Here is a 14,236-nt window from a genome sequence, read left to right on the forward strand (position 1 = left end):
TGGTTTAGTTCACCTCTTCTTTAAATCACCTATTCAATTAAAAAAATCACGATAATATAGTCTAGTAGATAGTTTACTAGATAAATTGTTACGAAGCAATGGACATTACATGAATAGATTGTGACATCGTTTGCCCAACCACTTGTATTTGGGATACAATGTAATCAATTGATTGATGATGTTACCAAAATTAGGAGTGATAATTCAAATGAGCGATGTAGCACAAACACTTGAAGGTTGGTATTCCCTTCATGACTTACGTTCCATAGATTGGGAAGCATGGAAATCTGCTGATGATGAAGACCGTGCTATGGCACTCGATGAGCTTCAAGCTTTTCTACAGGAATGGAGTCATGTAGAATCTGCGAAAAAGGGAAGCAGTACAGTGTACTCTATTGTCGGTCAGAAAGCTGACTTCATATTTATGCATCTACGCGAAACGCTAGAAGATTTGAATGCTGTTGAAACTGCCTTTAATAAAACAATGTTTGCAAAATATACAACCAAAGCTTATTCATATGTAAGTGTAGTTGAATTAAGTAATTATATGCATATGTCAACCGGTGGAGATCCAATGGAGAACCCCGAAATTGTCGCAAGACTTAAACCTATTCTTCCAAAGAATAAATACATTTGCTTCTATCCAATGAACAAGAAACGTGATCTTGGAGATAACTGGTACATGCTCAGCATGGATGAACGACGTTCATTGATGCGTAGCCATGGATTGATAGGCCGAAGCTATGCTGGAAGAGTTAAGCAAATTATTACTGGTTCCGTTGGACTGGACGATTGGGAATGGGGAGTAACATTGTTCTCAGAAGATGCACTTCAGTTCAAGAAACTTGTCTATGAGATGCGTTTTGACGAAGTGAGTGCTCGTTACGGTGAATTTGGAGCCTTTTATGTGGGCAGTTTGTTGAACGAACAATCTTTCGAAAATATGTTGAAGTTATAAACTTTGTATCGATAAAGGAAATGGATAGTGAATAAGGATTTGCCAAACCATCAAGTGGTTGGCAAATCCTTTTTTAAAATATAAGAAAGTATAAGTTTCACTTGATACTTTCTTATATTTTCGCTGAAACGGATGCCGTCTTTGAAAAAGGACGGCATAGCCGTTTCTACTTGTATAATCGCTATTCTTCTTCTGCATCTTTTCTGGAATCCAGATATGCCGCTGTTGCCGCATCTCTAGCACGACTCTTATCCTTGAGCCTTTCAATAGCTGGAAGGATCAGAATATCAACTTCCTTCTGAACCGTATAAGCCAAATCATACATATCTTGGGATTCCAAGTAGGACCCAACTTCCATTAACGCATTGTAACGATCCAATTCATCCCTCGTTAATAATCCCCGAACTTGAACGCTGCAATGTCTCATTTTATAAGAATCTTCCTTTTTTAAGTACTAGTGTAATGCCACCAATGGTCAACAAATATCTCATATCCACAATTTTTTTCAGTTGAGCTGCGGACCAACCCGTTAACACTTTTTGGCCTACAACTGCAATACCTTCCCCTTTACCTAAGGAAGCTACTGTACCTTTATTACTGAATATGAACTTCTTCAGTTGTTGCTTGCGAATCATAGCGACCACATTCTGCGCACAACATACACCTTGTTGCATAGCAATTTGTGCGGTAGGTGGATATGGACGACCTTCTGGATTCAATACCAGTGAGTTATCCCCAATGATGAAAACATTTTCGTAACCAGGTACACGTAAATGTTCATCTACTTTGACACGGCCTCTCATCGTTTCAAAACCTGCAGCTTCAATCATATGATTACCACGAATACCACCCGTCCATACAACCGTAGCAGCTTTAATCTCTTCACCCGTTGCAAGAAGTACTCCCTCATTTGTACATTCTTTAATAGCTACACCCATTTTAAAGGTTACACCTTTTTTTCTCAGAACTTCCATCGCATAATCAACCAGTTCAGGTGCGAATCCTGGCAGTGCCGTTGGAGCTGCTTCAATATTATAAATATTCACATGATGAGGATCCACATCGTATTCTTTACATAGCTTAGGTATACGATCAGCAAGCTCTGCAACAAATTCTATCCCACTAAACCCTGCTCCACCCACAACAAAATTTATTCGCTCTTGTGCATTTCGCTCGTTCTTATATTGTGCAAATTGATACTCAATATGTTTACGTATCAAACGAACGGAGTTAATACTACGAATAGACATCGCATGTTCAGCTAGACCAGGAATACCGAAACTTTCCGGTTCTCCACCCAAGGCAATAACAAGATAATCATAAGATAATGTACCATCTTCTAAAATAATTTTTTTCTCTTGCGGACGAATTTCTTGTACAGATGATTTCACTAAGTCGATCTTAAATTCATCTATTAAATTCGAGATGGGAATTCGAGTATTCTCTATACTATCTGTACCTGCAGCAGGCATATGAAGATGCGTCGTAATATAGTGATAGTCATGTCGGTTGACCAACGTAACATCTGCCTCATTATACTTTAATTCCTTTTGAAGTCTTTGTGCTGTTAGAATCCCCCCGTAACCAGCACCAAGAATTACAATTTTAGGTATGCTACTCATGATTCTACTCCTTCCAAATGTTCCTCTTTATATAGTTTTAATCATTCGACCCCTTAGTGGGACAGGGGTAGATTTCCCGTGTCTATAATGATCCATTACCACTAAATTGATCTATTCAACCAAATACATACATAGAAATACTAGCTATTTTATGGCTAAATATCAAGGTTTATTTGAAAGTGAATAACCTTTTCATATCAAGTTAATCAGATTATAATAAATAAGATACTATTGATAAGAACAACCTAAATATATGGAGGTGCTTTATTAAATGACATCACAACCTATCCGTGATGAATTAACCGACTTAATTATAATTGGTGGCGGGCCTGCTGGTATGTTTGCTGCGTTCTATTGTGGCATGCGTCAAGCGTCTGTAACTCTTATAGAGAGTATGCCACAGTTGGGTGGCCAACTTGCTGCACTTTATCCAGAGAAATACATCTATGACGTCGCTGGATTTCCAAAAGTAACCGCACAGGAATTGGTTAACAACCTGAATGAGCAGTTACAACTTTTCAAACCTAATTTGCGTTTAGAAGAAAAGGTAGTATCCGTTGTTAAAGAAGATGAACGTCACTTCATCGTGAAGACGGATCTAGGTGAATATCATTCTAAATCTGTTATCATCACAGCTGGAGTAGGAGCTTTTGAACCACGAAGACTTGAAGTTTCAGGTGCTGAACGTTTTGAGAAGACGAATCTTCATTACTTTGTGAATGACTTAAATGCCTTTAAAGGTAAAAAGGTACTCATCAATGGTGGCGGAGACTCCGCAGTTGATTGGGCACTCATGCTAGAACCCATTGCTGAACAAGTCACTCTAGTCCATCGTCGTGATAAATTCCGCGCACATGAACATAGTGTTGAGAACCTGATGGCATCCAAAGTTAATATCGTAACACCTTCAGAAATAACTGAATTGCATGGGGATGACACCATCAATAAAGTAGTCATCTCGCATGTTAAAACAAAAGAAATACAAGAGATTGAGGTTGACGATGTTATCATCAATTTCGGTTTCATATCCTCTTTAGGACCCATTGCTGAATGGGGTATCGACATTGACAATAATTCTATTGTTGTTGACTCTCGGATGGAGACTAACATTCCCGGAATATTCGCAGCAGGTGATGTTACTACATATCCAGGGAAGTTAAAGCTCATTGCAGTAGGATTTGGCGAAGCACCAACAGCAGTAAATAACGCCAAAGTATACATCGATCCCGAGGCACGTCTCTCGCCAGGACACAGCAGTAACATGAAGCTGTAGATACAACCATATAGGAATCAATTTTACAATCGCCTATGCAGCCCAAATAAGCATTTAAATAGGTTTGAGTAATTATGAAATTGATTCAGATATAAAAAAAAGGGTATCTCATCTTGACGGACAAGCTTTATCGTCAGAAGGATACCCTCTTAGTCTACTATACTCATTTATATTATAAATCCAAGATTACGTTTGTGAATTTCGGTTAATAATAGCGTTATGAAATCACTCTCTAGCCTTAATTGAATGGCTAAATGATAAGAGTCTAGTAACATCTCATCTGTTAATATAGCCAAGATCAACACATCCCTTCCTCTTTTTTTTACTAAATCTATCATATCAAACAATTAATAGCAGAACAAGCGTTCCCTTTATCCACAGATGGCTGTGGAAAACCTGTGTGTAGTTTGTTAGTAAGCATCAAAAACCTTGTAAAATAGCAGTGGATATTGTGGATAAATGTTATACACAGGGTAATATTTTGGATAATCTCTCAAAAAAAAATTAATACTATATTTATTATTCTCTGAATATAGTATTTATTTATCTAAAAATTCTGCCTCTTAAAAGAAGATTGGCATACCTAATTAAATCGGATATACTGAACAAACAAGCAGAAGCGGATGAAATATTATGAAGCAATGGAGGTAGAAACCACAATGGCGCAATTGTTTGAAATCTTATATTGGATCGCAATCGTAGGCATGTCGGCAGTATTGGCGCTAGTCACGGTCATGATCTTTGCAATTGGTTTTAAATTTATAAAGTCCAAAAGAAGTATTTTAGGATTAGGTTGCATGGTTTTTTCCATTCTTGCAGCTTCAATGATTGTATTGATGGTAGATCATACATTTCTCTAACAGCCTCTTAAATTCTTAATCTCTACATACACTAAAAAGCCACTTGATTCAGAAGAGATCGTTATCCTCCTGAAATCAAGTGGCTTTTACATTTCATTCTACCTTACTTCTATTAATTGCTTAACACTCACCCTCAGCCGCAGGCTTCCCTGCATCCAGTGCCGTACGGAAGCTTGATCCACACCCACACGTAGCAGATGCATTAGGATTATTGATGGTGAATCCCCCAGACATACCAGATTCTTCGAAGTCGATTTCGAGACCATCGAGATAGATTATGCTTTCCTTATCTACAACAATTTTCATATCATTTACATTCATATATATGTCATTCTCTGCTTCGGCATCATCAAATCCCATAGCATATGAGAAACCACTGCAACCACCTGGTTGCACACCAAGTCTTAGGAACATATCTGGTGTTTCTTGTTCAGACAACATCTCTTTCAGTTTATCTGAAGCTGTATCACTTATATTAATCATCATTCAGCCTCCTTTTGTGTCTTTCTCTAATTATACTCCACAACGTCCTTCCCCTCAAGTTAGTCATCATGCCTCATTTGCTCTAATACCAACTTGTTTAACACACTTCATATTGCGACTCTTTAAGTGGAGGTCTATAATAGGTAAGAATGAATGGATATGGATTGTCGATAAATAATCACACTTTATAACAGATTTGAGTGAACAGGAGGAAGCGAATTGTCTACAATTACTACCGCTAATACAGACTTACAAATGGCGGCCATTATAGCAAAGGTTCAATCAGGTGAACGTTTAACGATTGAAGACGGAATCTACCTATATCAGACTGATGATCTATTGACGCTAGGCCAACTTGCCAATCAGGTTAACCTGCGAAAAAATGGAAAAAAGGTGTATTTCATTGAAAATATGAGCCTTTACTTTACCAATGTATGTGAATCCTATTGTGCCTTCTGTAACTTCCGCAAAGATCAAGGAGAAGAAGGTTCTTATACTCTCTCCGGTGAAGAAATGGTAGAACATGTGAACAAACATATTCACCCTGGTATCCGAGAATTTCACATTGTAGGGGGTCATAACACCCATGTGCCTTTCCAATATTATGTGGATTCTTTACAGACCTTAACAGATCATTATCCAGATGTTACTTTAAAAGCATATACTGCAGCCGAAATCGAATTCTTCACACGCATAAGTGGACTCAGTACTACAGAGGTCCTTAAGAAGCTTCAGCAAGCTGGATTGAAGTCTTTAACAGGTGGCGGAGCTGAGATTCTGTCTGATCAATATCGTCAAAAAATGAAAGTAGATAAAGCTAACGTAGAGCAATATTTAGATGTTCATCGTGCTGCCCATCAGTTAGGGATGAAGACACACACAACTATGTTGTATGGATCTATTGAAAGCCATGAAGATCGAATTAGACATATGGTTCAAATCCGTGAACTTCAAGATGAAACGAATGGTTTCATGGTATTCATTCCGCTATCTATGCAACCTAAGAATAAGAATGCCGGAATTATGCGGCGAAATTCAGCTTATGAGGATCTGAAGACCATTGCTATAAGCCGATTAATGATCGATAATATCGATCATATCAAAGCATATTTCATTAATATCGGTGCTCAATTAACACAAATGGCATTAAGTTTCGGCGCATCTGACGTTCATGGAACCATTATAAATGAACGGATTAGTCATGCAGCTGGGGCTTTAACTCCAGAAGGTTTGACACGCAAGGAATTAATTTGGCTTATTAAAGGTGCAGGACGAATCCCTGTAGAACGCGATACTTTTTATAATGAAATACAGGTATATGAATAAATGTTAGTCCAGATGTAACATATAGAAAGGACGTCGCATCCATGAGGAAATTGGTTATTCTAGGCGGAGGATATGGCGGTCTAGCGATCATTCAAGGTCTTTTAGATCATCAGTTACCCGAAGATATAGAATTGATATTGCTGGATCGAATGCCCTTTCAAGGACTGAAAACAGAATTTTATGCCTTAGCAGCAGGTACCGTAGCAGATCTTGACCTTAGGGTTTCCTTTCCCAAGCATCCACAACTAACTATTAAATATGGTGAAGTGACATCCATAGATTTAGAAGGTAAGAAAGTGCATCTAGCGCTTGCTGAGGAAATTACATATGATTATCTCGTCATCGCACTTGGATGTACCGATCGATATCATGGGGTTGAAGGTGCAGATCAATTTACAAATAGTATCCAATCCTTTACAAATACGCGCAGAACATATCAACGACTTAACGATTTAATACCATATAGTCAAGTAAATATTATTGGTGGCGGTCTCAGCGGTGTGGAGTTGGCAGCAGAACTTAGAGAGAGTCGGCCTGATCTAAATATTTCTATTCTTGATCGTCACAGTCGTGTTCTATCAACCTTCCCGTCCAAATTGTCCATCTACGTGGAACATTGGTTTAAAGCCCATGATGTCGATACTCGTCCTCATGTGTCGGTTGCAAGGATAGAAGACGGGGCCATTTACAATGGTTCTGAAATCATACAGAGTGATGCTACCATATGGACTGCAGGCATACAGCCTGTCCTCATCGTCCAGGATCTTCAAGTTGCCAAAGATGCTGGTGGTCGCATCATTCTGAATTCTTATTCACAAATCGCAGAACATCCTGAAGTATATGTTATAGGGGATTGTGCAAGCCTACCATTTGCACCCAGTGCACAAGCTGCTGGTGCACAAGCAGAGCAAGTTGCAGCCGTAATTCATGCTCTATGGCGCGGCGAGACTCCAAAATTACATGCTATTCATTTAAAAGGCACCCTTGGTGCTCTTGGTAAAAAGGCAGGATTTGGACTCATGGGTAAATCATCTGTGATGGGACGCGTTCCTCGATTACTTAAAAGTGGTGTTCTTTGGATGTCTAAACGAAATCTGGGTTAATCCAGATCAAGTTCATCCCATGCGTCAGCTTCCTTAATCTTTGCCATAATCGCTTCTAGTAATTCATCTGCGCTTTCTGCTGTTACAATTTCACCATCTACCATAGCGAATGGCATCAAATAACATTGTCCACAATTAGTCAGACAACCATATTCAATAACATCATAATCTGGGTTAGACTCCAGCTTTTCCATGACTACATCTGTATCGAAATGCATATTATTCGTACAGAATTCTATAAGAGGTCTCATCTTGATACACCTGCTTTACTTTTCTATTTTATTTTTAATCTTATTTGTACTATAATAATGCAATAGGAAGGAGTTGAACACTATGAGTGAAAACGCACAAGGCACCATGTATGATGAAGTATTAGATGTATTAGATAAACTTCGTCCATTTCTTCAACGTGATGGCGGTGACGTAGAATTGGTCGACGTAGAAGATGGCATTGTTAAGCTAAGATTAATGGGTGCATGCGGCAGTTGCCCAAGCTCCACCATTACCTTAAAAGCTGGTATTGAACGTGCTCTCCTTGAAGAGGTTGATGGCATTCAAGACGTTATTCAAGTATTCTAAAGTCATTTCTTAGTATAGAAATCTTCAACATAGTTAGAGAGAGTCTTGGTCTTCATCATTGAAGAGACCAAGACTCTTTTTTTATTCCTCTATACCCAAGGTCTTATAGGATCTAAGCCACCCGTAATATCCATAATATTACCTGTTATGAAGTCTGAATCTTCCTGACATAAATATTGGATAACCCGTGCAATATCCTCACCACTACCCGGCCTACCATTTGGTGTCTCTAAATCCTCGATCCCTTCTACTTCTGCAATCGATTTCTCCTTATTTATCCCTCTAATATCACCAGGACAAACCATATTTACTGTAATTCCATAAGGTGCCTCTTCCACAGCTAATGTTTTCGTAAAGGAAACCAATCCTGTCTTCGCTGCTGCATATACTGCTCGATGTGGCCAAGCTCTAGCTTCGCCTGCATGCCCGAAACCAAGATGAATAATTCTTCCCCATCTTTTCTTTCGCATGGAAGGTATAATCATATGATCAAGTAGCATTGCCCCAATTAAATTACCTTGCATTAACGATATGATTTCTGTTTGCGTATATTCAACGAAGTTACGTCGTTCTCTGATAAAGGGTCCAGCGTTATTAATGATAATATCTGCACCACCGAATTTATTATTCACTTGATCTAATAGTCTCTCGATTTGTTGTAACTCAGAAATATCAGCTTGAATAGCAATACATTGTACACCCTTCTGCTCTATGATCACACGCAATTCTTCTGCTTCCATAGAACTATGAACATAATTAAGCACGATGTTACAGCCTTGATCCGCCAAGGTTAATGCAGTTCTTTTACCTAGTCCCTTCGCACTTCCTGTAATAAGGGCTACTCTTCCATTCAAAGCTTTCCCTCCTCTAACGAGTGGTCATCCATTAATTATAGAAGATTTATCAATCCTCTACAAATAAAATCCTGCAGAACCTAAGGTTCTGCAGGATTTTAAAGGAATATTCGATTATTGGATGGATTAGAATGCTGGAATAACAGCACCTTTATACTCAGCTTCAATAAATGTCTTAACATCTTCCGAAGTTAATGCATCTGCTAATTTTTGAATGGCTTCAGAATCTTTATTATCTGGACGAGCTACCAATGTATTAGCATATGGGTTATCTTTACCTTCAATAATTAATGCATCATTCACAGGATCTAAGCCTGCATCAAGTACAAAATTCGTATTAATGATAGCAAGATCCACTTCTTCTAATTGACGTGGCAGGATAGCAGCATCATGCTCCGTAATTTGAAAGTTCTTTGGATTCTCTGTAATATCACTGATCTTAGCTTCTACCTTGTTGGGATCATTCAGTGTAATTAGACCATTATTGGCTAACAAGCTTAGAGCACGTCCGCCATTAGTAGCATCATTCGGAATTGCAATTTTTGCACCGTCTGGAAGTTCATCAATGGATTTAATATTGCTTGAGTACCCACCCAATGGTTCAATGTGTACAGCAACAATAGATACTAGATCCATTTTACGTTTTTCATTTTCACTATCAAGGTACGGCTGATGTTGGAAGAAGTTAGCATCCAATTGTTTCTCGAACAATTGTGTGTTTGGTTGAACATAATCTGTAAACTCGATAACTTCCAAGTTTACTCCTTCTTTCTCTAATGCAGGTTGAATATGTTTGAGAATCTCAGCATGAGGTACTGAGCTTGCTCCAACCTTCAACGTATTCGATGCATTGTTGTTACCACAAGCGGCTAATATTACCATTAGTGAAAGACTTATAAAACCAAGTGACCATTTTTTCATTTGTAATTCCCCTTTTCTTCAATGTGATTAATGTGATATATAAGTACAGGATATCTATATGCCTTTATCCATTATTTTCGTGTGAAATGACGAACAAGTCGATCCCCAGCCATTTGTAGAAATTGTACTAATATGACCATTAGGAATACAGAGATTAGCATAACTTCTGTTTCATAACGATAGTATCCATATCGTATCGCTAAGTCTCCTAGCCCTCCACCACCAACTTGACCTGACATTGCCGTATAGGATACTAACGTAACAATAGTTATAGTCATTGCTGCTAATAGACCTGGTCTTGCTTCTGGCAACAGAACTCGTAATATAATCTGACTAGTCGAAGCACCCATCCCTTCTGCTGCTTCGATAACCCCACGATCTACTTCACTGAGAGATGTCTCTACTAACCTTGCAAAGAAGGGTGCCGCTCCAACAACTAACGGGGGAATCGTCCCCAGTACGCCCATCGATACACCGACAAGTTCTCTTGTTATAGGTATCATTGCTACAATCAGAATAATGAAGGGTACCGATCGTAATACATTTACAATAATCGATAGAATTGAATATAGGAAATGAACTCTACGGTCTAATGACCGGGCTGCTAGATAGAGAATAATGCCCAGCGGAAGACCAATAATAAACGTGAATACCGCAGAAGCTCCTAACATTTTCAATGTATCGATTATAGCAATCCCAATCTCACCCCAGCCTACCTCTGAGAAGTCTAATCCCAACATCAGTCTAGCACCTCCACCTCAAGCCCTTGACTTACAAGCTTATGAATTGTTGTAGAAATATACTCTGATTCACCTTCAAAACGGACAATGAGCTGACCATAAGGTGTATCCTTCAGAGTAGAAATCGTCCCTTGCAAGATGGCAAAATCTACTCCCGTCTCTCTCACTGTTCTTGAAAGAATAGATTCGTATGTTTTTCCTCCTAAGAAGGTAATCTTCACGACTTGTGAAGAAAAAGGAAGCTCGGATTTCATATTTATCGCTTGCATTAGTAGATCACTATGATCTAATTCACCTCTAGTAAAATCACGTGTAATAGGATGCCTTGGTTTTAGAAACACCTCAGATACGGTTCCCTGTTCTACAATACCTCCTTGGTGGATAACACCGACACGATCACAAATACTTTGGATGACATGCATTTCATGAGTAATGAGAACAATCGTTAAATGAAATCTTTTATTTATATCAAGTAATAATTTCAAGATAGAATCGGTCGTTTGCGGGTCCAATGCGGATGTCGCCTCATCACATAGCAATACTTCTGGGTCACTTGCCAATGCGCGAGCTATACCGACACGTTGTTTCTGTCCACCCGATAATTGTGCAGGGTATTTATCATGATGTTCTTCTAACCCCACCAAAGCTAATAAATCATTCACCTTGATCTCAATCTCCTGATTGGATATATGTGCTAAACGTAACGGAAATGCAATATTCTCATAGACTGTCGCTGAAGAGAGTAGATTAAAATGTTGGTATATCATGCCGATTTTACGCCGTTCAGCTTGTAATTGCTTCGTTCTTAGAGAGGTCAAATTCACACCATTCACCCATACTTCGCCTGAGTTAGGTCGTTCTAGTAAATTAATACATCGAATGAGCGTGCTTTTACCAGCACCAGAATGACCAATCACTCCAAATATCTCACCTTTATCAACAGAAAGATTTAAACCAGATAATGCGGTGGTAATACGATTACCAGCACTATACTCCTTCGTTAAGTTCTTTAATTCTATCAAGTCCAAGACCCCCCAACATATACAATGATGACCATCTATCTGATAGTAAAAAAAATAAAAAGCCCATTTTTCAGAATGAAAAAGGGCGCTCTTTGTGTAAAGACGAAGCCTTCTCATCTGTCAGAGCCGTAAATTCGGTTCCGAAGGAATTAGCACCATGACATTTGTAATGATCAGATTGTGACATCTTCACATACAAACCGGTTGCCGGGCTTCATCGGGCCTATCCCTCCGCCTCTCTTGATAAGAAAATACGATATGAAATTAAGTATTGTTAGTATAGAATCTTTCCGAAAAATTGTCAAAAGGTATTTTCGTTCATTTTCGTAATTAATTACCAATCCATAGTTTATTCGTATAGAGAAACGTAGTGGAAAGCGTTTTGCATACCATGTCTAGCCCCTGTTTTAATTCCTTTAGATGTAAATCAAGGTCTTCAAGTACGATTTTATCGTTCAATCCTTGATGTCGTTGCCAAAGATCATCTTGCATTTCCGTATTCATATAGTGAATTTCAGCATTTCTTCGTTTTCTTAGAATTTGAAGTGGCCCACGGTATTCATCTTTGATCGTACGCAACATCGATCCAAGCGAGTTATGTTGTTGGTGATATGAGAATTGTCTTAGCACCGTGAAATATGAATACTGCGATTTAACTTTTGATGTTTGAAGATTATATACTTCATTTAACACGGTTCCCAATTTATCAAGGATAGCAAATACTCTTATGAAACCATTCTTATAGAAATAGACATAACGAGCATAAGCAACTTGCTCATTCCCAGTCATATCATCCATAAATCCAGCAATAATTGATTTTCTGAACAACATGGCCACAGCATAACTTTGCTCCAACTCAGTTAATGCTGAGGAAAGTCCACGAGTCCAAATTTCTATTTTCCTAAGATCGTGGGAAGGGTCCTTATACCGTTTCATTTCCTCCTGAAGCAACAGAGCAGAGTTCTTCAAGGCTCTATATGCATCTTCAAGCACTGGATTATGATCTTCATTAGATAAGTCCCCAAACAAATTACTCAGCATAATAAGTCCCCTTATGGAATTGATTCTATTACTTCTTATTTAATTGCCATACTCTAACACAAAGATAGCATAGAACTCCAAACAATGAAGACACTAATAAATTATGAAGTAAGGATGCGAAAATATAGACTTCATCATTACCCATCGTATACATAAGACCCGCACCACTAAGCACTTGCATAAGACATAACACCACAGCAGTAATTCCTAACATTTGTAATTCCCGATTTCCATGATTCCGATGATAAGCCAAGTGTCCCATAATCGCAATTAAGATAAATAGTAATAACGCTGCAAGTCGATGTAGAAAGGCGATCTTAACCCCTCCAGTTAGTTCGGGGAACCATTCACCATTACAAAGCGGCCAACCTGAGCATCCACCAGCAGAACCTGAATGGCTAACAAAAGCACCGACATATACAACTACATAACAATAAATGGTTGTTATCCAGGTAATATTTCGGAATGAACGACTCACACGTGGCAACATGACATCTTCAAGATCATTTTTTGCTTTGTGGACTCTGCGTATTCCAAGAGCAAGCATCAATGCACTTGCAAAGGCGATTAATGAAAATCCGAAATGTAAAGCTTTTACCGCAGAAGACTGATCATAAAGTACAGCGAGTGCTCCCATAGTAGCCTGAACTAATACAAATATAAGTGTCATCACAGAATACACTCTTAAATCACGACGTTTGTTAAACAAATAAAAGGCTATCACTACGGCTAAAGCTAATAAACCTGCTAGTCCACTTACCAATCGGTGTGAATACTCTATCAATGATTCTACCGTATGTGCTGGGATAAATTTACCATGACATAAGGGAAATTCATGTCCACACCCTAGGCCTGATCCTGTACGTGTTACGACCGTACCACCAAACGTAGCAAAAAACATCACAAAAAATGTTAAATAACTAAGCCATTTCAATTGTTTCGTATTCAATATTCTTCACCTGCTGATCGAATTATTCTAACCTATTTATTATACCTGATAAGTACAGCGCTGTGGAATTTGGATTGTGACAGATGTTAGTAAAAAGTAAAACACCACCTCTATTTATTATAGAAGTGATGTGGAATTTCACTTACTGAATTGTATTGTACACGTTAATTGCAGTTTGCAGAAATTGTTCAATTTCTTCACGTGACTTACGAAGTTTATTAACAAACCGTACGAGTTCTTTACCATTAGCATAAGCAACAAAGCTAGGTATACCAAGAATATTCTGTTCTTGACTCACAGTTCCAACCTGATCTACATCAATTTCTAACAATTTCAATTGCTGTGCAAATTTTTCTTCTACTTCCTGCATAAATGGATCTATATATTTACAATCACCACACCAATCTGCTTTAAATACTGCAACTGTCAAATTTGGAGATTGGATAGTTTCGTCAAATTGTTCTTTCGAAGTTACTTTATCCATCTAGTTCATTCCCTTCTCATC

18 protein-coding genes and 1 riboswitch are annotated in these 14,236 nt (G+C 38.4%); of the genes, 6 read left to right on the forward strand and 12 right to left on the reverse strand.

What is annotated here, in order from left to right; all coding sequences use genetic code 11:
- Nucleotides 1-208: 208 nt before the first annotated feature.
- A complete protein-coding gene (hemQ, locus tag LPB68_RS07015; RefSeq protein WP_068654003.1) occupies nt 209-958 on the forward strand; it encodes a hydrogen peroxide-dependent heme synthase in 750 nt (249 codons plus the stop codon).
- 181 nt (nt 959-1,139) lie between these two features.
- Here hemQ and LPB68_RS07020 read toward each other — a convergent pair whose 3' ends face one another.
- Both LPB68_RS07020 and LPB68_RS07025 read right to left on the reverse strand, forming a co-directional pair.
- Entirely contained in the window at nt 1,140-1,385 is a 246-nt protein-coding gene (locus LPB68_RS07020) for a hypothetical protein (RefSeq protein WP_068654005.1), read from the reverse strand.
- 1 nt (nt 1,386) lies between these two features.
- Entirely contained in the window at nt 1,387-2,580 is a 1,194-nt protein-coding gene (locus LPB68_RS07025; RefSeq protein ID WP_068654009.1) for an NAD(P)/FAD-dependent oxidoreductase, read from the reverse strand.
- Nucleotides 2,581-2,851: 271 nt separating this feature from the next.
- On the opposite strand from LPB68_RS07025, the gene LPB68_RS07030 reads away from it, so the two are divergent.
- The gene (locus LPB68_RS07030; protein WP_068654010.1) at nt 2,852-3,853 is read left to right on the forward strand and encodes an NAD(P)/FAD-dependent oxidoreductase; all 1,002 of its coding nucleotides are present in this window, start codon (nt 2,852-2,854) and stop codon (nt 3,851-3,853) included.
- Nucleotides 3,854-4,020: 167 nt separating this feature from the next.
- On the opposite strand, the gene sda is transcribed toward LPB68_RS07030, so the two are convergent.
- Nucleotides 4,021-4,149, reverse strand: coding sequence for a sporulation histidine kinase inhibitor Sda (gene sda, locus LPB68_RS07035; RefSeq protein WP_099458634.1), 129 nt, complete (start codon nt 4,147-4,149; stop codon nt 4,021-4,023).
- Nucleotides 4,150-4,512: 363 nt separating this feature from the next.
- Between sda and LPB68_RS07040 the strand changes: the two genes are divergently transcribed.
- Nucleotides 4,513-4,713 (forward strand): hypothetical protein, encoded by a 201-nt coding sequence (locus LPB68_RS07040; protein WP_068654011.1) that lies wholly within the window; start codon nt 4,513-4,515, stop codon nt 4,711-4,713.
- A 120-nt stretch (nt 4,714-4,833) separates the two neighbouring features.
- On the opposite strand, the gene LPB68_RS07045 is transcribed toward LPB68_RS07040, so the two are convergent.
- Nucleotides 4,834-5,196 (reverse strand): HesB/IscA family protein, encoded by a 363-nt coding sequence (locus tag LPB68_RS07045; RefSeq protein WP_068654012.1) that lies wholly within the window; start codon nt 5,194-5,196, stop codon nt 4,834-4,836.
- A 219-nt stretch (nt 5,197-5,415) separates the two neighbouring features.
- On the opposite strand from LPB68_RS07045, the gene mqnE reads away from it, so the two are divergent.
- Together mqnE and LPB68_RS07055 are read left to right on the forward strand one after the other, a co-directional pair.
- The gene (gene mqnE / locus LPB68_RS07050) at nt 5,416-6,522 is read left to right on the forward strand and encodes an aminofutalosine synthase MqnE (protein WP_068654013.1); all 1,107 of its coding nucleotides are present in this window, start codon (nt 5,416-5,418) and stop codon (nt 6,520-6,522) included.
- A 41-nt stretch (nt 6,523-6,563) separates the two neighbouring features.
- The gene (locus LPB68_RS07055; protein ID WP_068654014.1) at nt 6,564-7,625 is read left to right on the forward strand and encodes an NAD(P)/FAD-dependent oxidoreductase; all 1,062 of its coding nucleotides are present in this window, start codon (nt 6,564-6,566) and stop codon (nt 7,623-7,625) included.
- On the opposite strand, the gene LPB68_RS07060 is transcribed toward LPB68_RS07055, so the two are convergent.
- Nucleotides 7,622-7,876, reverse strand: a complete 255-nt coding sequence (locus tag LPB68_RS07060) for a YuzB family protein (RefSeq protein WP_068654017.1) — start codon at nt 7,874-7,876, stop codon at nt 7,622-7,624. The two genes, LPB68_RS07055 and LPB68_RS07060, sit on opposite strands and share 4 nt — an antisense overlap.
- Before the next feature lie 82 nt (nt 7,877-7,958).
- Between LPB68_RS07060 and LPB68_RS07065 the strand changes: the two genes are divergently transcribed.
- Nucleotides 7,959-8,204, forward strand: a complete 246-nt coding sequence (locus LPB68_RS07065) for a NifU family protein (RefSeq protein ID WP_068654019.1) — start codon at nt 7,959-7,961, stop codon at nt 8,202-8,204.
- An 89-nt stretch (nt 8,205-8,293) separates the two neighbouring features.
- Here the strand turns inward: LPB68_RS07065 and LPB68_RS07070 are convergent, their stop codons facing one another.
- The 7 genes from LPB68_RS07070 to LPB68_RS07100 form a co-directional block, all read right to left on the reverse strand.
- Nucleotides 8,294-9,058 carry an SDR family oxidoreductase gene (locus tag LPB68_RS07070; protein WP_068654021.1) on the reverse strand — a complete coding sequence of 255 codons (765 nt, stop codon included), beginning with the start codon at nt 9,056-9,058 and terminating at the stop codon, nt 8,294-8,296.
- A 126-nt stretch (nt 9,059-9,184) separates the two neighbouring features.
- A complete protein-coding gene (locus LPB68_RS07075; protein WP_068654023.1) occupies nt 9,185-9,979 on the reverse strand; it encodes a MetQ/NlpA family ABC transporter substrate-binding protein in 795 nt (264 codons plus the stop codon).
- 71 nt (nt 9,980-10,050) lie between these two features.
- A complete protein-coding gene (locus tag LPB68_RS07080; protein WP_068654025.1) occupies nt 10,051-10,719 on the reverse strand; it encodes a methionine ABC transporter permease in 669 nt (222 codons plus the stop codon).
- Complete coding sequence (locus LPB68_RS07085) at nt 10,719-11,741, reverse strand: methionine ABC transporter ATP-binding protein (RefSeq protein ID WP_068654027.1); 1,023 nt, start codon at nt 11,739-11,741, stop codon at nt 10,719-10,721. Before LPB68_RS07085 ends, LPB68_RS07080 begins: the two co-directional genes overlap by 1 nt.
- Before the next feature lie 110 nt (nt 11,742-11,851).
- Nucleotides 11,852-11,991: riboswitch (SAM riboswitch) on the reverse strand.
- A gap of 80 nt (nt 11,992-12,071) precedes the next feature.
- Nucleotides 12,072-12,782 (reverse strand): Cthe_2314 family HEPN domain-containing protein, encoded by a 711-nt coding sequence (locus LPB68_RS07090; protein WP_068654029.1) that lies wholly within the window; start codon nt 12,780-12,782, stop codon nt 12,072-12,074.
- Between the two features lie 28 nt (nt 12,783-12,810).
- Complete coding sequence (locus LPB68_RS07095; protein ID WP_068654030.1) at nt 12,811-13,731, reverse strand: COX15/CtaA family protein; 921 nt, start codon at nt 13,729-13,731, stop codon at nt 12,811-12,813.
- A gap of 142 nt (nt 13,732-13,873) precedes the next feature.
- On the reverse strand, nt 13,874-14,215 hold the full coding sequence (locus LPB68_RS07100; RefSeq protein ID WP_068654031.1) for a thioredoxin family protein: 342 nt from the start codon (nt 14,213-14,215) through the stop codon (nt 13,874-13,876).
- Nucleotides 14,216-14,236 lie beyond the last annotated feature (21 nt).

The sequence above is a fragment of the Paenibacillus crassostreae genome (genome assembly GCF_001857945.1).
In the GTDB taxonomy this organism is placed as follows: Bacteria; Bacillota; Bacilli; order Paenibacillales; family Paenibacillaceae; genus Paenibacillus_AQ; species Paenibacillus_AQ crassostreae.